Genomic DNA, 22,323 nt, shown 5'->3' with positions numbered 1-22,323 from the left:
TTAAATTCCACGGTGCCTCGTTCCAAAAAAATCCTCATAGATAGATGCAAGATTCATTTGCATTAATATTCATTTCGATTATTGTATTCTTATTAAAGTTAATCCAATCGTAATGAGATTAAAATGGGGAATAAAGAGCATATTGGGGCGCTCGTTCAGCTATTGGGTGAGAAAGCCGTATCAACAGACGAAATCGCACTACAATCTGCGACCGAAGATTGGCGCGGCCGTTACCGTGGGGAAGCATTGTGCCTATTGCGACCTGATACGACGCAGGCAGTTTCCAAGGCGATGCGCTATTGTTTCGAGCATGATATTCCGGTTATTCCGCAGGGCGGCAATACCAGCCTATGTGGCGGTGCGGTTCCTGATGCGCAAGGACAGGTACCAGTTATCCTTAATCTTGACCGTATGAACAGCATTCGCCATATCGACATTGTGACCAACACGATGGATGTTGATGCCGGATGCATTTTATCTAACATCCATGCGGCTGCGCTGAAACACGACCGCTTCTATCCTGTCAGTTTGGGTGCGGAAGGTTCGTGCCAGATTGGCGGTACGATAGCCACAAATGCCGGTGGGACATCCGTTCTGCGTTACGGCAATACACGTGAAAACGTTCTGGGATTGGAAGTTGTGCTTGCCGATGGCAGCATATGGAGCGGGCTTAATCGGTTGCGTAAAAACAATACCGGCTATGATCTTAAACAGCTTTTTATCGGCTCAGAAGGTACCTTAGGCATCATCACTGCTGCTGTTTTAAAGCTGCATCCCCTATCAAAAAATCATGCCATGGCATGGGTCGGGCTGACATCGCTTGATGCAGCATTGCAGCTCTTGCCACTTGTGCAGGAAGAATGCGGCTCGCGGCTATCAGCTTTTGAACTTCTCAACCAACTGCAAGTCGACCTGGTGGTCGAGCATGTGCATGATAGGCGTGCGCCGTTAGAGACCGCCTTCGAGTGGCAACTCTTGCTTGAATTATCCGATAATGGCGCACCGCAAGCGCTGGATGCTGCGTTGCAAACCGTACTAGAAAAAGCGTTCGAAGCGGGTTTGATAGAGGATGCTGTTATCGCGCAAAACGAAACGCAGCGTTTGACCTTTTGGGAAGTGCGGCATAGCGTATCCGAAGCCAATAAAAAGGCTGGTATTGGCTTGACAACCGACTGTGCGGTACCGCTTTCAGCTATCCCGGACTTTATTCGCCAAGCGACCGCAAATGTTCACGCGATTATTGCCGATTTGCCCATCATTGTTGTCGGTCATCTCGGCGATGGCAATATCCATTTTATTCCACTTTTATCATTCGAATATTGGAAGGATTGCGCGGATAGAGATGCTCTGGCTGTTCGACTACGTCGTGCTGTGGACGATGCGGCGATGCACCTGCATGGAACGTTCAGTGCCGAACATGGTGTCGGACGTGTTTCATTGCCCGAAATGGCCCATTACAAGTCGCCGGTAGAGCTAAGGTTGATGCATGCAATAAAGTCCGTTTTTGACGAGAAGAATTTGCTCAATCCCGGCAAATTATTGCCTGCAGATCAAGGTTGAGACCGACATTGCAATAAAATCTAAACATGATGAGGAGAGCATGATGAAGAACCAAATTTCACGAAGAAAATTATTGAAGACCGCAACCTTGACGATGGGGGCCTTGGCTATGCCCGCAATATGGAGCCCATCGCAGGCGCAAGGGAAAAAGCGGATTACGATCCGCGATGATGGTGGTATCTATAACCTTGCCTATAGTGCGGTGTTTTATCGTCCTTTTACAGAAAAAACCGGTATTGAGGTTATCAGTGTTCCTGCCAATGCCGAACCTGCTGCCCAAATCCGTTCAATGGTTGAGGCGGGAAGCTACACTTGGGATATGGCAAAGATTTCCCAGCCGACAATCTTGATGCTGACAAGCGGAGACAAAAAATATCTGCAAAAGCATAATTTGGAAAGCAATCCGACGATTGCCACGATCCCGCAAAAATATATGAGTGAATGGGGCGTTGGAAATAATATTTATGCGACCATTCTGGCCTATCGGAACGAAGCGTTTAAAGGTAAAACCGTACCTTCCGCTTGGAAGGACTTTTTTGATACGGATAGATTTGAAGGTCGTCGTGCATTGCGCCGCCATCCTTTCGATACCATCGAAGAAGCACTTTTTGCCGATGGTGTGGCCAGCGCCGATATTTATCCTTGCGATATCGACAGAGCGTTTAAGAAGCTCGACCAGATCAAGCAGGATATCGACGTTTTCTGGACAAGCGGTGCCCAAGTGGAACAAATGTTGCAATCGGGTGAGGTCGATATGGTGCCGACTTGGGTTTCGCGCGCCCACTCGGCGATGGCCGCCGGCACCGATATCGGTGTTGTTTGGGAACAGAATATCTGGGGCGTGGATAATTGGGCCATATTGGAAGGAACACCAAACGCAGACATGTGCCGCGAATTTATCATTTTTGCCTCCGATGCCGAGCGCAATGCAGGCTTGATGAAATTCTTTCCAGCCGGCGTTGCGCAGGTTGATGCGTTCAATTTCATCAAGCCTGAAATTGCAAAGAATTCACCGAGCTTCCCGGCCAATAGCGAAAAGGGATTGCAGATCAATGCGGCTTATTGGCGCGATAATCAAGCCAAGGTAATTGAACAATATAATCAATGGCTTTTGAGCTGATAATGGCGGGGGGGGGGAGGGTAACCTTTTCCCCAACATAAATGGTGATCGGTTTAGGCCACTCCTATGGTGCGTGGCTTTTGCCCTCTGCCATTTCCGCTCAAACGAAAATCTCGCAAAAAACAATAAGAGGAACACGGCATGTCTTCATTCAGTTTGACAGTCAAACAACTTGAAAAGCGCTATGGCGAGTTTGTCGCGCTGGCACCAACCGACCTGTTTGTACCAGAGGGTGAGTTTCTTACGCTTTTGGGGCCGTCGGGATCAGGCAAAACCACATTGCTTAATCTTATATCCGGCTTGGCCCGTCCAGATGCGGGATCTGTTGTGGTAGGAGAACGCGATATGACCTATCGTCCGCCACATGAACGTGACTTTGGTGTTGTGTTTCAAAATTATGCGCTTTTCCCACATATGACAATTTTAGAAAATATCGCCTTTCCGCTGCGCATGCGCAAAGTCGCAAGCAGTGAAGCATTGCGACTGGCGCAGGAAGCGTTGGATATGGTGCGGTTGCCGCATGTGGCCAAACGTTACCCCAAAGAGCTATCGGGCGGTCAACAACAGCGTATCGCCTTGGCGCGTTGCATGGTCTATCGTCCATCAATCATCTTGATGGATGAGCCGCTTGGTGCGTTGGACAAAAATCTGCGGGAACATATGCAGATCGAGATCAAGCAATTGCATCGCGATCTCGGCACCACGATTATCTACGTTACCCATGATCAGGAAGAAGCGATGACGATGTCTGATCGCATCTGCCTCATGAATACCGGACAGATAGCGCAGCTCGGCTCACCGGCCGATTTATATTTTCGCCCACGGTCTTTATTTGTTGCCGAATTTCTGGGTGAATCCAACATTATTTCGGCTGATGTCATCTCCGATAGTGACGAAGAGATTACACTGAAGGTTCCGAGCTCGGGCGCAACAATCAAAGCCATGCGCAATGATGTTGATGTGGAAAATCAGCAAAATGTCCAGATCATGATACGACCGCAAAATATCGTTATTTCCGACGAAGCGGGCGCGGATACAATCAAAGCCTGTGTCCACGATGTTATGGTGACCGGCAGTTTGACGAAAATATACTTCGATCCAATCGCAGATGGGCAAGCACAACTTGTTGCATCATTCCCGACGCGCAACGACGCCGCGCATTACAAGGCTGGCGATGTGCTCAACCTCTCCTGGCGCGGTCGTGATGCCGTTGTCATACCGGCTTGATGGAGGGAAACGAATGGCACATGCATCTGCTTCCTCAAAACCATCACCGCGTTGGCGCAAACCCATGCTCATGGGCGCTCCCATTGTGCTCCTTTTGGTTGCTTTTCTGGTTTATCCGGTAGCGCAGCTTCTGTTCCTCAGTGTCTGGGGCAAGGATGGTTGGTCTCTTCTTCCTTATAAACAGCTCTTTGCTTCCTCGCTTTATCTTAATGTTATGTGGCTGACGTTGAAAATCTCGTTTTTGACGACGTTTTTTGCGGTACTGCTTGGTTATCCCGTAGCTTATGTCATATCGACGGCAAGCGAGAAGTCGAAGGGTCGGTTGATATTCTGGGTTTTGCTTGCTTTTTGGACAAGCTTTCTGGTGCGTGCCTTTGCATGGGTTGTCATATTGGGGCGTAACGGTGTGCTCAATAGCACTTTGATGTCGGCAGGCATTATCGACCAACCCCTCAACCTTCTCTACGGGCTCAATTCTGTGTTGATCGGTATGGTCCATGCCATGTTGCCATTGGCTGTGATGACCATGCTGTCAGTCATGGAAAATATTGATCGTAACTTGCCGAGAGCCGCAGGCACCTTGGGTGCTCGACCGGCAAAAGCCTTCTGGACAGTCTATTTCCCATTGTCCATGCCCGGTGTTGCTGCCGCAAGCATCATGGTTTTTGTCACCTCTATCGGTTTCTTCATCGTGCCTGCGCTTCTCGGCGGACGCCGTGAAACGATGATTACCCAATTGATTATCGACCAGATACAACAGACCCTGAATTGGGGGCTTGCAGGCGCGGTTTCTGTTTTTCTACTCTTGGTCGTTATCATCATCTTCGTCATTTACGACCGTATATTCGGTTTCGAAAGCTTGACCGGTGATAATTCTGCCAATAGCGCCCAGCGCGATTCATGGCTACGCCGCTTTGGTAATGGCTTGCTATCCTTGATCGGCGACGTATGCGACCGTGTCTTGTCGCTCTTTCCCCGTCGTCAAAGTGAGAAGCAACAGGCGGCCTTCGGTACGCGTCTTTTTGTATGGCTTTTGCTTGTTGTGATCAGTCTACCGGCGTTTTTGATGATACCGCTATCCTTTAGTACCGCAAACCTTTCATGGCCGCCAAATGGCTTTACGTTGCAATGGTATGAAGCTGTATGGAATTCACCCGTTTGGATGCAGGCGATATGGCGTTCATTGGTGATCGCATTGGGAACGGGTATTCTATCAATGCTGATCGGCGTACCGGCAGCATTTCTGATGGTGCGTTCACAGATGCGGGGGAAGGCTTTTATGCTGGCTTTCATCCTTTCTCCGGTCATCGTTCCGCGTATCATTGTCGCTGTGGGCTTGTTCTATGTGTTTGCCCAATTGGGTTTGGTCGGCACAATTTTTGGTCTTATTCTTGGACATACCGTTGTTGCGGTCCCCTATGTGGTGATGACGATGATGGCGGTTCTGCGCAACTATGATGTGCGGCTGGATCTGGCAGCGCAAAGCTTGGGCGCGCGACCCTGGAAGGTCTTGAAAGGCATAACATTCCCGATTTTGGGCGCGGGCATGTTCTCGTCTTTTCTATTTGCTTTTGCCACCTCGTTCGATGAATTGACGATTGCTCTGTTTTCGACGGGCGGCGTGACAACAACTTTGCCAAAACAGTTCTGGGATGAAGTCACCCTATCCGTTTCGCCGGTTATTGCGGCGGTCTCAAGCGGACTTTTGGTCTTTATCGCTATTCTGATCTTTGTTGCCGATAAATTGCGTCAACGCAGCATGAAGCGTTGAACAAGCTTATACATTTTTTGAAAGGTTATTGATTATCATGTTGAACGCAAAAAGCCTTAAAGGCATCATCCCCGCCGTTCCTACACCCGTGACCACGGACAATGTCGTGGATGTTGAAGCCTCAAACGCAATGTTTTCATGGCTGTCGAAACAGGGCATAGATGGTATCCTGCCGCTTGGCGGAACCGGTGAATATGGTGCTTTGTCAAGGACAGAGCGTGCGCGCTTTGTCAATTTGACCGCGCAGGCAATGGACAAGAAGGTGCCCGTTATTGCCGGCGTTCTTGATACCGGTTTCTATGATGCTTGTGCATCAGGAAAGGAACTGGCAAGCGCTGGCGCGGATGCTCTGCTTGTTCTGACGCCCTATTATACCAATCCTACACAAAATGGTCTTCGTGACTATTTCATGCGTTACGCCGATGCATCGCCTGTTCCTGTGTTGATCTATGAAATTCCTTATCGAACGCGCGTAGCAATCAGTCCGGAAGTTTTGCATGAGCTATCAAGACATGAAAACATTATCGGTATGAAGGCATGTAACACGGATATGTATCATTTCCTTCGTATCATGGCAGGTGTAGGGCCGGATTTTGCGGTTTTAAGCGGTGAAGACACATTGTTTCCTCTCCATATTGCGGCAGGTGCGGTCGGCGGCATTGTGGTGACAGCAACCATGTTGCCCAAAGCATGGCGCAGAGTGTTTGACCTGTGTTCACAAGGGCAGCTTGATGAAGCTTTGAAGGTTCACCGGGCATTAATTCCGATGATGAATTTGGCATTTGCCGAAACAAATCCGGGTCCTATGAAGTCGGTACTGGATATGGTCGGCGTAAACGCTCCCCATGTTCTTATGCCATTAGAGCAGCCTGCTGAGACATTACGCGCTTCTTTACGTAAAGTTTATGGCGAATTGCTTGAACGTTTCGAGTATTCGGGCAAATAGTGTCGTTCGCAAGATTTTGCATATTGGCGTGCGGGTCTTTATAAGCGCAACAACATTATTGGCAGTGGAAGTGGCAGAATGGGCAGACCCCCGGCAGATGTAAACAAGCAACCGGAAAAGGAAGGGAAGGATCCGAAAGATTCTTCGCTTTTCATCGGGTCTACGGAAAAAACATTCAGGGTGCTGCATGCCTTTGACGGGCCGCAGCGCCATTTGCCTTTATCCGACATTGCAAAGCGCGCTGGTTTGGATCGGAGCGCAGCCCAACGCATCGTCTATACTCTGGAAACCTTGGGTTATTTGCGCCGAGTGCATCAAACGCGTAATTATGCACTTTCGCCCAAAATACTGCAATTTTCATATGATTATCTGCGCTCAAACGAATTGATTGACAAAGCCGCGCCTTATCTTTTGGCCATCAGCCGTGATATTGGCGAAACGACAAATCTGCAGGAACTGGACGGCAGTGAAGTGGTGTTTGTCGCACGTTTCCCCGGGCAGCATCTGGTAAATGTCGATATCACTGTTGGCAGCCGGTTGCCTGCCGTCTTTACAGCAACCGGCACGGCGATCCTTTCGCGCCGTCCTTCAGAGGATCTCGATACCGTGTTGGGGCAGACTAGGCTTGAGGCATTGACGCCGTTTTCAGTCACCGATCCACAAAAAATCCGCGACCGCGTGCAACAGGCAGCTGAACGAGGTTATGCCATAGTGACGAATGAAACGGTTATGGGCGATATTTCCATTGCAGCTGCCATCACGGATGAACACGGGGTGGCGGTAGCAGGCTTGAACATTGCCGTGCCTACCACACGCTGGACAATAGAGCGGGCAGAAGAAGAGCTGGCCCCACATGTACAAGTGGCGGCTACATCCATTTCATTTTCCAAGTTTAATTCCTACGCGCCGCAGGCAGGCCTAAATAGAAAACCATAGCTAAAGACAGGGAGGAGGGACATGAAGACAAAGCTGCATAATTTTTATGATTTTCGAGCCTATGCACGAAAGAAACTTCCCCGTCTTCTTTTTGAGTATATCGACCGTGGGACGGAAGATGAAATCGCTCTGACAGAACTGCGTCAGTCGCTTGATAATGTGCGCTTCGTTCCTGAAGTTTTGACCGGATTGGAAACGGTTCAAACAGATTTTGCATTTGCCGAAAAAACTCACGCGCTGCCTTTGGTGATAGCACCTACAGCATTGGCAGGACTTGTGTCATTTGACGGGGAAGTAAAACTGGCGCGCGCTGCAGCACGGGCCAGGATACCATTTACGATATCTACCCAATCGGTCACACCAGTGGAGCATATTAGGGCAGCGGTACCTGATGCAGATTTATGGTTTCAGCTCTATGTCTGGAAAAACCGCGCATTGACCGATCAGTTGTTGGATCGTGTTTGGGCAAGCGGCGTTACAACGCTGGTGATAACGGCCGATACACCCGTTTCGCCTAATCGCGAATATAATCTGAAGAACGGTTTTTCGATACCATTCCGGCCTTCCATACGGGCCGGTATGGATGTCGCAACCCATCCTCACTGGTTCTTTCGCGTTTTATTGCCATATCTGCGTGCTGGAGGAATGCCATCTTACGGGCATTACCCGCAAGACTTCCGCCATAACGTTACATCGGCGGTGCAATCACCAGATTTGCAGCTGGAAAATCTGTTGAATTGGGACGATGTGGCAGAGCTGCGTAAGAAATGGCGCGGCGAGATCATCGTCAAAGGGATTTTAAGTGTCAACGATGCAGAAAAAGCACAGGCAATCGGCGCAGACGGCATTGTGGTTTCCGCGCATGGTGGCAGGAATTTGGATATTGCTGTCACACCTTTGGATGTGCTGGGCCGGATCGTTGAAACTCTAAACAGTCAGATAGCGGTGTTTGCCGATAGCGGCGTGCGCCGCGGCAGTGACGTATTAAAACTGCTGTCTTATGGCGCCAACGCTGTTTTTATTGGCAGAGCACCGCTTTGGGGATTGGCTGCCGCAGATGAACAGGGAGCTGATGCCATGATTGCCATTTTGGCAGTGGAATTGCAAAAAGCCATGACCATGCTCGGCAGGGCTTCGATAAATGACTTGAAGAATGTGACACGTTTTGTCGGCCGGCCGGCTCTATAAATCCTTGCTACCACTTAAAATAAGAGTCGTGACCATTTTGGCGTATTCATCGCGGCTGAGACCTTTGTCTTCACGAAACCAGAGATAATGCCAGTTCAACATGCCAAACATCGACATGGTTAAAGGTTTAAGATTGGCGCTTTCGTGCAAATGCGGCAAGCACTCGGCTAGCGCATTGGATAAGAGCACGACAAGGCGTCTTTCCATTTCCACCAGTGTGGCTTGCTTGTCAGGTGGTAAAAGCTTGAGGCTCGATATCTGAACCTGATGTTCAGCGTCGGCATTTTTGTAGGAATCCAATAGCGAGCTGGCAATGGCCAGAACACGCGCTTCTGGTGTTTTCGCTTCGGCAGCAGCAGCTTCAACTGCGCCAACAAGCTCAGCAAGATGTTGCTGTAATACTGCAAACAGGATGGAATCTTTGTCGGGGTAATAGTGATAGAGAAGCGCCTTCGACATGCCGCAGGCTTCAGCAATCATGTTGATTGACGAACCGGTGAAACCGTATCGTGCGAAAAGTTTGGCAGCTTCTGATAGAATACCGGTTTGTTTTTCTTCGTAATCTTGGGCACGCGGCCGGGCCATGAACACTGTTCCTTATGAATCAGCCTTTTAAAAGTCCCCCTTGTATTGGATCAAGTCTTTCGCAAGTGCAAGCTTATTAGCTTTTTCGTGATGTAAATCGGCAAATAAGCGTGCTGAATTCAGTCAACATCAGGTTTTTAGTGCGCTTTTCGACCAGATAGCATACGGCCGGCGCGTCTCAAGCTTTTAATTTGTCGCGGTATCTTATCCGATTGATGTTTCACATCAATCGGGAACTATTCTAATCCAAGTTGTATGTATGCAAGATCCCACCAACTTCTTTTCGAAACCTGTCCAACATGTGCTGGTTGCTGTCATGACGCAGACCAAACGCTTTCAATCGCTCGAAACGTTGCGAGTCCATACGCCCGAATGTGGCTTCCACTCTTGGCAGCCAATAGGCAATTGACTTTGCAACGCTCAGTTTATGATCCGAGTTTTTGACGGTGTGTTGTAGCTCGGAAATTCCCATTTTCGTATGGGCATCTTCTTGTGGAATGAGCGCGCGAAAAATTTCAGCAAGCGGTGCGTAAGATATTTTGGCAAGTTCCTCCAGCTGGATAGATGAGGCGATGCCCATCAATGCGTTCATTGCTACGGCGTCAATCCAGCCTTCCAACGGATAATAGAAGACAGACAGACGCATATCATGATTGTTAATACGAGCCGTGCCAATATCTTCTTCACGCTTGATGCGCTCATCCCAAGGATGATGGCTGGCGTAACGTTCGGCATCGGCTCCAAATTCGCTCATCAACGCCAATACCGCTTCGGCATGATGCGCCTTTTCCATTACAATACGCGCGGCATTAATACGCTGTTTGATGCCTGGTGCTGTATTGATGACAGACGCAAAGCCAGCCGATGCAGCAAGTTCGCTATCGACAAACGATGCCATCAAGCGCAACAGCTCTGCCCGGTAACGCGGCGGCACATTGGCAGGGGAGGACAGTACACCACCTTTTTGCAGATAATCATCCACCGTCATATCGTCTTCGGCCATGGTCTTGTCCTCCTATTGATCGTAACTGACGACAACCTTGTCGCTGAGTGGATAGCATTGACATGTCAGGACATATCCTTGCTCAACTTCGTAATCTTCCAAGGCGTGGTTGGTAACCATTTCAACGTCACCTTCCAGCACCTTTGCTCGGCAGGTCGAGCAAACACCGGCTTTACAGGCATAGGGCGCATCCATTTGATTTTCCAAGGCGGCATCCAAAAGGTTGATGCCTTGTTTTGGCATATCAAAGTGGTGTGTCGAGCCATCAAGGGTGACGGTGACCGTGGCCGTACTGTTTGACGCATTTGGGTTGAGTGTTGTTTTGACCTGATGGTTTTTTTGCGTCCGAGGTGCCGAAGCAAATAGTTCGAATTTGATTTGCCCGTCGCTCATGCCATGATTTCGCAAAAAATCGGCAACCGTCAACATCATCTGTTCGGGGCCGCAAATATAGGCAACATCGGTTGATGTCAGGTCTACCCAGCTTTCGCACAGTTTTTCCAGCTTATCATGATCGATACGGCCAGCAAAAAGATCGATGTCTTGCCCTTCGCCCTTCAACACATGAACCAGAGAAAAGCGGTCAAGATAGATATTTTTTAAATCTTCCAACTCCTCGCGAAACATAATGGAGTTCGCCTGCTTGTTGGCGTAGATCAGCGTGAATTGTGCCAGAGGTTCGCGTGCGAGGACAGTTTTTATGATGGATAAAACGGGCGTAATTCCTGAGCCTGCGACAAAGGCGATATATTGCTTGTGTGCATCAGGTTCGATCGGCGTGTAGAATTTGCCCATAGGTGGCATGGCGTCCAGCGTGTCACCAATTTTAAGGTCATCATTTGCCCAATTGGAAAAAAGCCCACCATCAACGCGTTTTATGCCTACGCGCAAAATGCCTTCATCTTTGCCGGCGCAGATCGAGTAGGAACGACGGATCTCCTCACCATCGAAATCTTTACGGAATGTCAGATATTGCCCCTGAATGAAATCGAATGAATTCTTGTCATTGGTAGAGGGCTGCAAGGTGATCGCGACGGCGTCGCGCGTTTCACGGACGATGTCGGTTATAGTCAGAGGGAAAAAACGGGCCATGAAATGCTTACCTCCCGTATCATCAGATACATTTAAAATAATCAAAGGGTTCCAGACAATCTTTGCATCGATAGGACGCCTTGCATGGCGTAGAGCCGGATTGGCTGATTTTTTCGGTGTTGGTGGAGCCGCAACGTGGGCAAGCGATCGTCAAATTACCACCACGTAGACGCTCAACCCGCTTGATAAGTCGCCCATCGGCAGCTGTGCCAACGATTGGCGGGGCAATGCCGAAGTCACGCAATTTTTCGCGTGCTTCCGGTTTAATCCAGTCGCTTGTCCAAGGCGGTGACAATTGACGTTCAATCCGAAGATTGTCGATGCCATGCGCCCTTAATGCCGTTTCGATATCCAGATTGATGATGGATGTTGCCGGGCATCCCGAGTAAGTCGGTGTAACCTTGACGATGAGTGTGTCATCCACCCACGAAACCTCGCGTACAATGCCTAGGTCAGTGACCGATATAACCGGTATTTCAGGATCCGGCACAGCATCAAGCCATGTCCAAATCTGCTGTTGTGTCGGTTTCTCGGTGATGCTCATCATCCCACCACTTACCAGGTACAGCCAGGATAGGCGCGTTGGAGAAACTGCATTTCTGCCAGCATATGCCCCAAATATTCCGTGTGGACACCTTTTTTGCCGCCTTTATGCACATAGCTATTCTGTGGCAATGTCAGGGTCGCATCTTCTAAAACGGTAAGTACGGTTGCATCCCACTTTTTCTTCAAACCGGAAGGCAAAGGTGCGATACCAGCTGCCACAACAGCTTCATCCACTTCATCATCAACAAACAATTCGCCCGTATATGTCCACAGTTCATCCAATGCATTTTGCATGCGTTGATGGCTTTCCGACGTCCCATCACCGAGACGGACAACGATATCGGCAGACTTCTCAAGGTGATAGGAAACTTCTTTCAAGGCTTTCGCTGCAATCTCTGACACACGGCGATCGGACGATTGCAATAGGGCACGCAGCATTTCAATGTGCCATGCATCGAAAAGAAACTGTCGCATCATCGTATGCCCGAAATCGCCATTGTCTTTTTCGACCAGTAAAACATTTCTGAAATCCCAGGCATCGCGCAAAAATGCCAACGCATCGGCTGTGCGGCCTCGACCTTCGACTTCACCGGCCAAGCCCAGCCAGAATTGGGTCTGCCCAATAAGATCAAGCGCCTGATTGGCAAGCGCGATATCCTCTTCCAGAACTGGAGAATGCCCACACCATTCTGAAATGCGGTGACCAAGCACCAACGTATTATCGCCCATACGAAGCAGGAATTCGACAAGAGCACTATCGGTTTGAGACGATTTTGCCATTACATCTTCCCCACTTCTTCAGGAATTTCAAAAAATGTCGGGTGACGGTAGACTTTCGAGTTTGATGGCTCAAACAAAGGCCCTTTTTCTGAAGGGCTCGAAGCTGCAATGTCGCTTGATTTAACCGCCCAGATACTGACACCTTCATTGCGGCGTGTATAAACATCACGGGCATTCTTGATTGCCAGTTCAGCATCAGGTGCGTGCAGACTTCCGACATGACGGTGGTTCAAACCATGTTGCCCGCGGATGAAAATTTCCCATAAGGGCCATTGATGTGACATGTCCATTCTCCCAAAAAACAGGTGGTATCGGTTGATTTATTCCGCAGCAACGCGGGCTGCGGCTTGCCTGTCGACTTCTTTTTCAGCATGCGCCTGAAGGCCATCGCGGTACCATGCGCCGTCTTCCCAAGCTTTCACACGCGCATTCAGCCTTTCACGGTTGCAAGGGCCGTTACCGGCAATCACGTCGAAGAATTCGCTCCAGTCAGGATCGGTAAAGTCATAACCACCCTTTTCGTCATTCCAGTGCAGATTCTCATCGGGAATTGTCAGCCCCAAGAATTCGGCTTGCGGGACGGTTTGATCTACAAAGCGCTGGCGCAAATCGTCATTGGTATTGATTTTAATCTTCCACGCCATGGATTGTGCCGAGTGGACTGAATCTTTGTCAGAGGGGCCGAACATCATCAAAGACGGATACCAGAAACGGTTCAACGCATCTTGCGCCATCGCCTTTTGTGCACTGGTTCCAGCACACATTTTCATCATGATGTCATAACCTTGGCGCTGATGAAAACTCTCTTCCTTGCAAATACGGATCATCGCGCGGCTATATGGCCCATAGGATGTCTTTTGCAATTGCACCTGATTCATAATGGCGGCGCCATCCACCAGCCAACCCACTGCACCAATGTCGGCCCATGTCAGGGTGGGATAGTTGAAGATCGAAGAATATTTCATCTTGCCCGAATGTAAAAGTTCAATCAGCTCATCGCGCGAGACGCCAAGCGTTTCGGCAGCGCTGTAAAGATAAAGGCCATGACCGGCTTCATCCTGCACCTTTGCAAGCAAAATGGCCTTACGTTCCAATGTCGGCGCACGGGTGATCCAATTTCCTTCCGGCAATTGCCCCACAACTTCGGAATGGGCATGCTGGCCAACCTGTCGAATAAGTGTGCGACGGTAGTTTTCCGGCATCCACTCTTTCGGTTCAATTTTTTCATTACGGTCGATACGCTCCTGAAATGCGCGTTCCTGTGCATCCATTTCATCGAGCGATTTAACCTTGTTGCTGTCAGTTTTTACCATCTGGGCATACATGAACGTTCCTCCGGCGCTCTCGTGACAATCACGAAAAGGCAATCATAAGGTTGGCCATATGTCTTGGTGGAATCGTGCTTAAAGGCGAAGCGCCAAGTCAGACAACGATATCCTCCAATTCATTGACCGATCGTTCATATTATACAACAAGAAAGATCACAAAAAAAGATATTTTTTAGAAAAGATGTAATGTTTAAAGATATTTTTACATAACTAATTGTTCTTACAGTCAATTATTTTTTCCAGCGATGCTTTGCGCCGGTCGCTTAGCTCTGTGGAACGCGCCAATGCGCCCGCTTCCCCGGTAAGGTTGGATGGAATGTAACTGTCAGCAATAACCGATAAACTCAGATAAAGGCGGGCAAAAAGAGAACGGGCTTCATCGGCCGGCCAATCACCAGGCAGGGCATTGCGCGGTAAGTCGGGGTCTTCCGCCAGTGCATGTCGATAGTCATGAACCAGTGCCAGACGCGCCATCAAGCAATCCAGCGCCGTCAAATTCTCGATTATCATCTCGTCCAATGCTGCAAATTTCTGGACAAAAGCGTGGTAATTTGTGGCGATCTCTTCAATGTTCCAAAATGTTGAAACAAAGTCTGGTAAGCGATTTTGATCATGAACGACGTTCGCCTCAAAAATCAACGCATCAGGATAAGTTTCGGTGGTTTTCGGGCCAAAAAGCAAATTGCGATTCATAACGGCAAATTTGCGAGATTTTAGATATTCATCAGTTTCGACGTCGCGGCGCGCGATGATCATCCAGTCTGTAGGTGGCGCTTTGGAATGGTAAATGCGCTGGGCCATTTCCCGATATTCACTGCGGGTTTCCGGTGCAAGGCGATAGTAGCTTTTCCGACCGTCGCGCTCGCCAACGAGTTGTCCGGCACTGACCAGGCGCGATACCGATGTGCGTACAAGAGATTCGTTCAGGCCTGCAATGGCGCAAAGGTCAATGAGGTTGCCCATCCATAAGACACCACCGCGCGGCTCTACAATATCGCCGTAGATAGTCACGATAAATCTTGCACATCTCGGCGATGGATCGAAAAGGGATCGGATAACGGGATTGATGATCGACATTATGAATTTCTTGGTCAAAAGCAGATACGCATAATTCATAACGTTGGCAGTGCGGGCGTGTCAAATAGACACGCCATAAGCCTTATCGACTTCAATCAAATATCGCGTGCGCTCATCGTCAAAAGATCGTATCGGGCTACGGTCTCATCATTTTGATTGAAGATTTCCGCATCCCAGCGCACTTCGCCATATTCGGGGCCGCGGGCTGCACGTTTTTCCTTCACCGTCAGGCGCACATGGATCGCATCACCGGGTGAAACGGGTTTGAGAAACCGAAGATTTTCTATGCCATAATTGGCTAAAAGCGGGCCGGGTGCCGGTTCGACGAAAAGACCGGCCGCAAAGGATAACAACAAATAGCCATGGGCCACACGTCCGGGAAAGAACGGATTGGCAGCAGCAGCTTCCTCATCCATATGGGCATAGAACTTATCGCCGGTAAATTCTGCGAAATGTTCAATATCCGCCAACGTAATGGTACGTGCGGCTGTCTCAATTGTATCGCCTATGTGAAGCGCATTAAAGTTTCGACGGAACGGATGTTCATTTGTTACATGGATTTCACTTCCATAGGTCCACCGATGCAACAACTTTGTCAAACGTTTGGGAGACGCCTGAAGGGCCGTGCGTTGCATATAATGGAAAACGCCGTGCAAGCCCCCCATTTCTTCACCACCGCCGGCACGTCCGGGGCCGCCATGCACAAGGGCAGGCAACGGAGAACCATGGCCTGTTGCCTCGGCAGCATCATCACGGTCTAGAAAATAAAGTCGGCCATGATAGGGCGCGATACCAAAAGCAAGCTTGTCGGCGAATGCGTCATCATAGGTATAAATGGATGCCACAAGGCTGCCTTGGCCTTTTTTAACCAGTTCAACGGCTTCGTCTGCTGTATCATAGGGCATAAGTGTTGCAACCGGCCCAAAGGCCTCGATTTCATGGATCGCTTTAGCCTGCAATGGATGGTCGCAGCTTAGCAGTATGGGCGCGAAGGCTGCACTTTTGCTGTCGGTAATATCGAGCGAACCGAACACGATCTCAGCTTCTTTTTGTAGGCGACGAACGGCTTTTATCACATCATCGCGTTGCGCAGTCGAAACCAGAAGCCCCATACGCGTATCTGGCAACGAAGGATCTGCCGGAATATATTTTGCCAATTGTGATTGCAGCGCTGCGGTGGCATCGGCAAGATAAATGCGCGGTATTATAATGCGACGAATGGCCGTGCATTTTTGTCCGGCTTTTGCCGTCATTTCGCGGGTTACTTCTTTGATGAATAATGAAAATTCTGGCGTGTCCTTGTCAGCATCCGTACCCAAGATTGCGGCATTAAGGGAATCGCGTTCTGCAATAAAGCGCACGGCATTGCGTGCAATAACAGGGTTGCTCTGTAGCAATTCGGCTGTATATGCCGATCCGGTAAAGGACACGACATCCTGTCCGTCCAATTGATCAAGAAGATTGCCTGTAGGGCCGCAAATCAGTTGCAATGCGCCATCGGGCAGAGCACCGGATTGTACAATAAGTTCCACCATTGCCTGCGCAACGTAGGCCGAAGCGCTTGCTGGTTTGGTGATAACCGGCATGCCGGCGATCAAGGCTGGAGCCAGTTTTTCCAACATGCCCCAGCAGGGAAAGTTAAACGCGTTGATATGCACGGCCACACCTTCCCGTGATGTCAATATATGCTGGCCGCTGAATGTCTGGTTTTTAGACAGGCGCTCAGTCGTGCCCTCGACAATAAAGGTTTCACTGGGCAATTCCTTGCGCGCCCGTGATGCATAGGCAAAAAGTGTAATAATACCGCCATCAATATCGGGCCAGCTATCGCGCTTGGTGGCACCCGTTTGAAAAGACAATTCGTACAATTTGTCCTTGTTTGCATCGAGATGAAGCGCGATTTTTTTGATCATATCGGCGCGCTGGTGAAATGTCATTTTGCGCAGATTTGGCCCACCGGTCTGTTTCGCATGGGCAAGAACTTTTGTGAAATCAATGCCCGTGCTGGAGATCTTTGCCACCACAGATCCGTCAACCGCGCTTTGCACATCTTTGAAACCGGTTGCCGGTTCAAACCATTCATCATTCACGTAGCTTTTTAATATTAAAGACATCGTATCCTCCTTGCGCGATCTTGGGTCGACCTCACGCAGTCAATTTTTGATTGTTTCGCGCATAGTCGCGCAGCAATGCGGCAGGTTCGCTTCCCGCACCTCCAACGGTGAAAGCTTGCTCGACTTCATCAAGCACCGTTTGCAAACCGGTCTCGTCAGCGGCAAACATCGGGCCCCCCTTTAAACGTGGGAAGCCATAGCCATTGACGAATGCCAGATCGATATCGGATGGCCGCTGGGCGATATGCTCTTCCAACTCTTTGGCACCTTCATTGACCATGACAGCGAGAAGCCGTCGCTGGATGGCTTCCTTGCTGAATTTTGTTGTGCTGATACCGTTTTCTTTCCGCGTTTTCTCGATCAGTTCCGCCACAAGCGGCGAGGGCATGCGTTTTCCTTTGTCGTCATAGTCATACCAGCCGCCATTGGTTTTCCGACCAAGGCGACCAAGCGCGCAGAGTTCATCGGCCAGTGTCACATAACGCTCGTCTTTTGGACGGGTGGCGGCGCGGCGTTTGCGCATGGCCAATGCAATATCCAATCCCGATAGGTCGGACACGGCAAAGATACCCATCGCAAATCCATATTCTTCAAGGGCGGCGTCAACTTCCCAAGGCATGGCGCCGTCTTCCACCAGATATTCGGCGTGACGGCGATAGACGGCATAGATACGGTTGCCGATAAAACCATCACAGTTACCGGCAATAACAGGGATTTTCTTTATTTTCTTGGCAATAGCCAGTGCGGCCGAAAGCGTCTCGATGCTGGTTTTTTGAGCCCGCACAATTTCCAGCAGCTTCATAATATGGGCGGGTGAAAAGAAATGCAGACCAACAACATTTTCTGGATATCGGCTGAACGAGGCAATCTTGTCCAGATCGAGATAGGATGTATTGGAGGCCAATATGCAATCGGGCCTGGTCAGCGTTGCAAGCTTTTGGAAGATGGTTTTTTTTACGTCAATGTCTTCAAAGGCCGCTTCAATGACCAATTGGCAATCGGCAACATGGTTCCAATTGGCAGTAACACCGATGCGCGCCAGCCTCTTTTCCCGTTCGGTTTCGCTTAAACGTCCGCGTTTTACCTGCGCGTCGTAGAGCGCTTCTACTCTTTCCTGTCCGCGCAATGCCGCTGCATCATCCATTTCAAGAACTAGGGTCTCAATACCGGCGTCAGCAAGCGCAACCGCAATACCGCTTCCCATTGTACCTGCGCCAACAATTGCAGCTTTGGTAATATCCTGACCTTTTTTCGGTTCTATTCCCGGAATTTTGGAGGATTGGCGCTCAGCAAAGAACAGGTGGCGCAATGCTTTGGCCTCGATGCTTTCGCGCAATGTCAAAAAGCTCTCTCGCTCCTGACGAAGGCCGGTTTCAAAATTATTATCCGCACTGTCCCTGATAATTTTTATAGCTTGTGTTACCGCAGGAAGCCCTTTCGCTTTTTTAAGGGCGGATGTTTCGGCTGCTTCGATATCTTCTGCACGGTCAGCCGGAATGGCAAGTTGGCTGACACGCCGCTTTTTCGCCGTTTTGGCTCTTTGGATGGCTGTTTCCAGAATATTGCTTGTAACCAGCGCATCGGCAAGCCCTGCCTTTACCGCCTGTTCGGCAGACAGGATTTGGGCTTCGCCTATCATGGTGATGGCTTTGGCAATGCCGGTAAGCCGAGGCAGTCTCTGCGTGCCGCCCGCACCCGGGATGATGCCAAGATTGGTTTCCGTCAGGCCGAGCTTTGCATTGCTTGAAACAAGCCGTAAATCGCAGGCCAACGCGATTTCCAGACCACCGCCCAAGGCCGCACCATCAATCGCCGCAACAACCGGTATCTTTATCGCTTCAATGGCGGCAACAATATCGGGAAGAAACGGTGCATCAGGCGGCGAATTCATTTCTTTAATGTCTGCACCGGCAATAAACCGGCCGGTTCCACCGGAAATGACCACACCATCCAGCGTATCATCTTTTTTTATTGCATGAATGCAGGCAACCAAACCTTGCCGTACAGTTTGCGACAATGCATTGACCGGCGGGTTACTGATCGTCATGATGGCAATGCGATCTTGATGGCTGAGGGCGACAATCTTATCCATCATCACACCCGTTCGATCATCGCAGCGATGCCTTGTCCAACGCCAATGCACATGGTGGCTATGGCCCGCTTGCCTTTCAACGTTTCAAGCCCATTGACCGCTGTCATCGCCAACCGCGCGCCCGACATACCCAGCGGATGGCCAAGCGCGATGGCACCGCCATGCGGATTGACCTTGGCCTCGTCATCTTGCAGGCCCCATTGCCGCAATACTGCTAAGGCCTGCGCCGCAAAGGCTTCATTCAGCTCGATGAGGTCGATGTCATGCAGGCTGTGGCCGGTTTTTGCCAAGAGTTTCAATGTTGCAGGGGCAGGGCCCATTCCCATAATGCGTGGTGCAACACCAATACTGACAGCTGAAACAAAGCGAGCTCTCGGTGTCAGATGATATTTTTTGACCGCGCTTTCCGATGCAATCAACAATGCGCCAGCACCATCGTTGACACCAGAGGCATTGCCAGCGGTGACAGAACCACCTTCTTTTCGAAACGGCGTTTTTAATTTGCCCAGCTGTTCAAGCGTTGTTTCGGGACGAGGATGTTCATCTTCCTGGATAAGGGCGCTGTTGCCTTTTTTGTCCTTGATTTCCAGTGGTGCAATTTCCCGCGCAAAATACCCCGCATCTTTGGCGGCTTTGGTTTTCTGTTGTGAGCGGTAAGCAAAAAGATCTTGATCGGCGCGATTGATGGAAAAATCCTGTGCAACATTTTCCGCGGTTTCGGGCATGGAATCCGTGCCGTATTGCTGCTGCATTAGCGGATTGATGAACCGCCAGCCGATCGTTGTGTCGAATATCTCAGCCTGACGCGAAAATGCACTGGTTGCCTTCCCGGTGACAAACGGTGCACGCGTCATGCTTTCCACGCCGCCTGCGATAACAAGGTCGGCATCGCCGGTTTTGATGGCACGCGCTGCCATGGCGACAGCATCAAGGCCGGAACCGCACAATCTGTTTATGGTCGTGCCGGGTGCCGTGATAGGGTAGCCCGCAAGCAATACTGCCATGCGTGCCACGTCGCGATTATCTTCGCCCGCCTGATTGGCGCAGCCCATAATGACATCGTCGAGCGCTTCCCAATCGATGTCTCTATTGCGTTCCTCCAGGACACGTAAGGGATGGGCGGCAAGATCATCAGCACGGACATCTTTTAATATGCCGCCATAACGGCCAACAGCTGTTCGGGCAAAATCGCAAATATAGGCTTCGGTCATAAGACATCCTCCCAAGAATTAGCCCTTAAACGGGCGTCTCATACAAATTATGTGGAAACGGCTGGCGATATAGGCGGTGTTGGTCAATGTGGCATTGCCAGCGCGGTTGGCACCACTGACATGGTAATCACTGAAAGCCGCACTTTGATTGACCCATATGTTGCCGACGAGATTGATCGATAGGGCCAATCCAGCATCGACATAATCCTCTACGGCGCTTTCAATAAATGTGTCATCATTGCTATAAAGAGCACCGGTAATAGCGCCAAAACTCATTGCTGAAAGCGTCGCCCGCGTGACGCAATCATCTGCGTTTTCACAAGCAATAAGAAAGCTGATCGGGCCAAACCATTCTGCAAGATAGGTACTATCATTGGCATCAAGTGCAACCAAAAGCGGTGTTGCAGTAAGCGGCCGAAATTGACCATCGGTTTGCTTTGCGACGCAATTTCCATCCTGCCTCGCTTCCGGGGACCGCTCAAGCGGTGCACTATCGCGCATGATCCGGCCTTTTTTGCGCGCGCGGATGAGCCTATGTTCAACATCAGCGCTATAAAGCGCACCGCAGACATGGGCAGCACGGGCGGGATCGGATAACAGACCGTCGATTGCCTTCGCAATCCCCTCTGCCACGTCATCAAAGCTTTTATGACCTTCGTCCGTTTCAATGCCGTTTTTCGGGATAAAAATATTCTGCGGTGTCGTACACATCTGACCGCTATAAAGAGCTAGAGAGAAAGCTATGTTCCGGCACATAGGGCCGAAGCTATCGGTGCTTTCAACAACAATGGAATTCAATCCCGATTCTTCTGTAAAGACAGGCTTATCGACGACATTGTCATGCAGCCACCTTCCAAATACCGATGAGCCGGTATAGTCAACCAGCCCGATCTTTTCATGGGCAGCCAAAATGCCGGCCAATGGCGCACCTTGTTTTTCAACGGCAAGCTGAACAAGATAAGGCGAAAAACCAAATTCCTCGAGGGTGTCCTGCATGATCTTCACTGTCAATGCCAAGGGCAGAATGGCTTGCGGATGCGGCTTTATCAGCGTTGCGTTGCCCGTCATCAGATTGGCAAATATTGCCGCATAGGAATTCCAGTTTGGAAAGGTTGCGCAGCAGATAACAAGGCCTATGCCGCGCGGCTTCAAATGGTATCGTTTTTCAAGATGGACTGCATATTTTCCTTCGCCTTTGTTCCAAACAGCGTCTTCGGGGATGCTGGATAGTTCACGGTAGCAAAGCGCAATCGCCTCCCATGCACGGTCCTGCGCATGTGGCCCGCCTGCTTGAAAAGCCATCGGGCCACCTTGTCCCGTCGTATGGTGGGTTGCCAAAGCCATCAAAAAGGATTGCGCATTCAAGCGATCGACAATCTCGCAGGCAATGCCGGTACGTGTCCGCAGCGGCATTTTGGCCCATTGCCGATAGGCTTCCTCGGCACGCGCCAAAAGTATATCAATGTCTGTGTGAGGATAACGGATATTCAAAAGTAGGCCAAAGGGCGACTGTTCATCGCCAACATAGTCTGCCGCTTCTGTTCCAGAAAGAGGGAAGTTATGGTCGCGAAGAGTGTCAAAATCGGCTTGGGCAGCCATTGCCAGCGAAGGATCGTAAGCCTTTTCATCTTCGGCGTAAGCACAATAAAACCCGCGCACGCTCAGGGCTTCAAGCGCATCCGTGAGCTTTTCCTCATGCTTGACAAATAATTGTGACATAATTTTCTCCCAAACCTCAACTTGGGTG

Annotated in this window: 19 protein-coding genes; 7 read left to right on the top strand and 12 right to left on the bottom strand. The window is 50.0% G+C overall.

From position 1 onward, the window contains the following. The first annotated feature begins 123 nt into the window (after window positions 1-123). The 7 genes from ACYSNS_RS13395 to ACYSNS_RS13365 all read left to right on the top strand — a co-directional run bounded on the left by ACYSNS_RS13395 (window position 124) and on the right by ACYSNS_RS13365 (window position 8,748). A complete protein-coding gene (locus tag ACYSNS_RS13395; RefSeq protein ID WP_461723672.1) occupies window positions 124-1,560 on the top strand; it encodes an FAD-binding oxidoreductase in 1,437 nt (478 codons plus the stop codon). A gap of 40 nt (window positions 1,561-1,600) precedes the next feature. Then, window positions 1,601-2,680: an ABC transporter substrate-binding protein gene (locus tag ACYSNS_RS13390; protein WP_461723671.1), complete on the top strand. Its 1,080-nt coding sequence runs from the start codon at window positions 1,601-1,603 to the stop codon at window positions 2,678-2,680. Window positions 2,681-2,821: 141 nt separating this feature from the next. Continuing rightward, window positions 2,822-3,907, top strand: coding sequence for an ABC transporter ATP-binding protein (locus ACYSNS_RS13385; protein ID WP_461723670.1), 1,086 nt, complete (start codon window positions 2,822-2,824; stop codon window positions 3,905-3,907). 13 nt (window positions 3,908-3,920) lie between these two features. Then, entirely contained in the window at window positions 3,921-5,678 is a 1,758-nt protein-coding gene (locus tag ACYSNS_RS13380; RefSeq protein ID WP_461723669.1) for an ABC transporter permease subunit, read from the top strand. A gap of 37 nt (window positions 5,679-5,715) precedes the next feature. Then, on the top strand, window positions 5,716-6,624 hold the full coding sequence (gene dapA / locus ACYSNS_RS13375; protein WP_461723668.1) for a 4-hydroxy-tetrahydrodipicolinate synthase: 909 nt from the start codon (window positions 5,716-5,718) through the stop codon (window positions 6,622-6,624). Window positions 6,625-6,702: 78 nt separating this feature from the next. Further along, entirely contained in the window at window positions 6,703-7,560 is an 858-nt protein-coding gene (locus tag ACYSNS_RS13370) for an IclR family transcriptional regulator (protein ID WP_461723667.1), read from the top strand. A gap of 21 nt (window positions 7,561-7,581) precedes the next feature. Beyond that, window positions 7,582-8,748 carry an alpha-hydroxy acid oxidase gene (locus ACYSNS_RS13365; RefSeq protein ID WP_461723666.1) on the top strand — a complete coding sequence of 389 codons (1,167 nt, stop codon included), beginning with the start codon at window positions 7,582-7,584 and terminating at the stop codon, window positions 8,746-8,748. On the opposite strand, the gene ACYSNS_RS13360 is transcribed toward ACYSNS_RS13365, so the two are convergent. The 12 genes from ACYSNS_RS13360 to paaN all read right to left on the bottom strand — a co-directional run bounded on the left by ACYSNS_RS13360 (window position 8,743) and on the right by paaN (window position 22,295). Continuing rightward, window positions 8,743-9,333 carry a TetR/AcrR family transcriptional regulator gene (locus ACYSNS_RS13360; RefSeq protein ID WP_461723665.1) on the bottom strand — a complete coding sequence of 197 codons (591 nt, stop codon included), beginning with the start codon at window positions 9,331-9,333 and terminating at the stop codon, window positions 8,743-8,745. The genes ACYSNS_RS13365 and ACYSNS_RS13360 overlap by 6 nt on opposite strands. Window positions 9,334-9,574: 241 nt before the next feature. After that, on the bottom strand, window positions 9,575-10,336 hold the full coding sequence (locus ACYSNS_RS13355; RefSeq protein WP_461723664.1) for a Phenylacetic acid catabolic protein: 762 nt from the start codon (window positions 10,334-10,336) through the stop codon (window positions 9,575-9,577). A 12-nt stretch (window positions 10,337-10,348) separates the two neighbouring features. Then, entirely contained in the window at window positions 10,349-11,428 is a 1,080-nt protein-coding gene (paaE, locus tag ACYSNS_RS13350; RefSeq protein ID WP_461723663.1) for a 1,2-phenylacetyl-CoA epoxidase subunit PaaE, read from the bottom strand. Window positions 11,429-11,450: 22 nt separating this feature from the next. Next, window positions 11,451-11,972 (bottom strand): 1,2-phenylacetyl-CoA epoxidase subunit PaaD, encoded by a 522-nt coding sequence (gene paaD, locus ACYSNS_RS13345; RefSeq protein WP_461723681.1) that lies wholly within the window; start codon window positions 11,970-11,972, stop codon window positions 11,451-11,453. Between the two features lie 11 nt (window positions 11,973-11,983). Further along, window positions 11,984-12,754 (bottom strand): 1,2-phenylacetyl-CoA epoxidase subunit PaaC, encoded by a 771-nt coding sequence (paaC, locus tag ACYSNS_RS13340; protein ID WP_461723662.1) that lies wholly within the window; start codon window positions 12,752-12,754, stop codon window positions 11,984-11,986. Continuing rightward, a complete protein-coding gene (gene paaB, locus ACYSNS_RS13335; protein ID WP_461723661.1) occupies window positions 12,754-13,038 on the bottom strand; it encodes a 1,2-phenylacetyl-CoA epoxidase subunit PaaB in 285 nt (94 codons plus the stop codon). The genes paaC and paaB overlap by 1 nt, the downstream gene beginning before the upstream one ends. Window positions 13,039-13,074: 36 nt before the next feature. Further along, window positions 13,075-14,079, bottom strand: a complete 1,005-nt coding sequence (paaA, locus tag ACYSNS_RS13330; protein WP_461723660.1) for a 1,2-phenylacetyl-CoA epoxidase subunit PaaA — start codon at window positions 14,077-14,079, stop codon at window positions 13,075-13,077. A 213-nt stretch (window positions 14,080-14,292) separates the two neighbouring features. Continuing rightward, entirely contained in the window at window positions 14,293-15,159 is an 867-nt protein-coding gene (locus ACYSNS_RS13325; RefSeq protein ID WP_461723659.1) for a PaaX family transcriptional regulator C-terminal domain-containing protein, read from the bottom strand. Between the two features lie 95 nt (window positions 15,160-15,254). Beyond that, window positions 15,255-17,273, bottom strand: a complete 2,019-nt coding sequence (paaZ, locus tag ACYSNS_RS13320) for a phenylacetic acid degradation bifunctional protein PaaZ (RefSeq protein WP_461723658.1) — start codon at window positions 17,271-17,273, stop codon at window positions 15,255-15,257. A gap of 31 nt (window positions 17,274-17,304) precedes the next feature. Next, on the bottom strand, window positions 17,305-19,368 hold the full coding sequence (locus ACYSNS_RS13315) for a 3-hydroxyacyl-CoA dehydrogenase NAD-binding domain-containing protein (protein WP_461723657.1): 2,064 nt from the start codon (window positions 19,366-19,368) through the stop codon (window positions 17,305-17,307). Continuing rightward, complete coding sequence (gene pcaF, locus ACYSNS_RS13310; protein ID WP_461723656.1) at window positions 19,368-20,576, bottom strand: 3-oxoadipyl-CoA thiolase; 1,209 nt, start codon at window positions 20,574-20,576, stop codon at window positions 19,368-19,370. Before pcaF ends, ACYSNS_RS13315 begins: the two co-directional genes overlap by 1 nt. 18 nt (window positions 20,577-20,594) lie before the next feature. Next, window positions 20,595-22,295: a phenylacetic acid degradation protein PaaN gene (gene paaN, locus ACYSNS_RS13305; protein WP_461723655.1), complete on the bottom strand. Its 1,701-nt coding sequence runs from the start codon at window positions 22,293-22,295 to the stop codon at window positions 20,595-20,597. Window positions 22,296-22,323 lie beyond the last annotated feature (28 nt).

It is taken from the genome of Bartonella sp. LJL80 (assembly GCF_054871565.1).
This window is presented reverse-complemented; position numbering and strand designations above follow the sequence as displayed.

Excerpts from the sequence above, each read along its gene's own strand:
- ACYSNS_RS13395 (WP_461723672.1), top strand. The coding sequence starts at position 124 with ATGGGGAATAAAGAGCATATTGGGGCGCTCGTTCAGCTATTGGGTGAG.
- ACYSNS_RS13390 (WP_461723671.1), top strand. The coding sequence starts at position 1,601 with ATGATGAAGAACCAAATTTCACGAAGAAAATTATTGAAGACCGCAACC.
- ACYSNS_RS13385 (WP_461723670.1), top strand. The coding sequence starts at position 2,822 with ATGTCTTCATTCAGTTTGACAGTCAAACAACTTGAAAAGCGCTATGGC.
- ACYSNS_RS13380 (WP_461723669.1), top strand. The coding sequence starts at position 3,921 with ATGGCACATGCATCTGCTTCCTCAAAACCATCACCGCGTTGGCGCAAA.
- dapA (WP_461723668.1), top strand. The coding sequence starts at position 5,716 with ATGTTGAACGCAAAAAGCCTTAAAGGCATCATCCCCGCCGTTCCTACA.
- ACYSNS_RS13370 (WP_461723667.1), top strand. The coding sequence starts at position 6,703 with ATGGGCAGACCCCCGGCAGATGTAAACAAGCAACCGGAAAAGGAAGGG.
- ACYSNS_RS13365 (WP_461723666.1), top strand. The coding sequence starts at position 7,582 with ATGAAGACAAAGCTGCATAATTTTTATGATTTTCGAGCCTATGCACGA.
- ACYSNS_RS13360 (WP_461723665.1), bottom strand. The coding sequence starts at position 9,333 with ATGGCCCGGCCGCGTGCCCAAGATTACGAAGAAAAACAAACCGGTATT.
- ACYSNS_RS13355 (WP_461723664.1), bottom strand. The coding sequence starts at position 10,336 with ATGGCCGAAGACGATATGACGGTGGATGATTATCTGCAAAAAGGTGGT.
- paaE (WP_461723663.1), bottom strand. The coding sequence starts at position 11,428 with ATGGCCCGTTTTTTCCCTCTGACTATAACCGACATCGTCCGTGAAACG.
- paaD (WP_461723681.1), bottom strand. The coding sequence starts at position 11,972 with ATGAGCATCACCGAGAAACCGACACAACAGCAGATTTGGACATGGCTT.
- paaC (WP_461723662.1), bottom strand. The coding sequence starts at position 12,754 with ATGGCAAAATCGTCTCAAACCGATAGTGCTCTTGTCGAATTCCTGCTT.
- paaB (WP_461723661.1), bottom strand. The coding sequence starts at position 13,038 with ATGTCACATCAATGGCCCTTATGGGAAATTTTCATCCGCGGGCAACAT.
- paaA (WP_461723660.1), bottom strand. The coding sequence starts at position 14,079 with ATGTATGCCCAGATGGTAAAAACTGACAGCAACAAGGTTAAATCGCTC.
- ACYSNS_RS13325 (WP_461723659.1), bottom strand. The coding sequence starts at position 15,159 with ATGTCGATCATCAATCCCGTTATCCGATCCCTTTTCGATCCATCGCCG.
- paaZ (WP_461723658.1), bottom strand. The coding sequence starts at position 17,273 with ATGTCTTTAATATTAAAAAGCTACGTGAATGATGAATGGTTTGAACCG.
- ACYSNS_RS13315 (WP_461723657.1), bottom strand. The coding sequence starts at position 19,368 with ATGATGGATAAGATTGTCGCCCTCAGCCATCAAGATCGCATTGCCATC.
- pcaF (WP_461723656.1), bottom strand. The coding sequence starts at position 20,576 with ATGACCGAAGCCTATATTTGCGATTTTGCCCGAACAGCTGTTGGCCGT.
- paaN (WP_461723655.1), bottom strand. The coding sequence starts at position 22,295 with ATGTCACAATTATTTGTCAAGCATGAGGAAAAGCTCACGGATGCGCTT.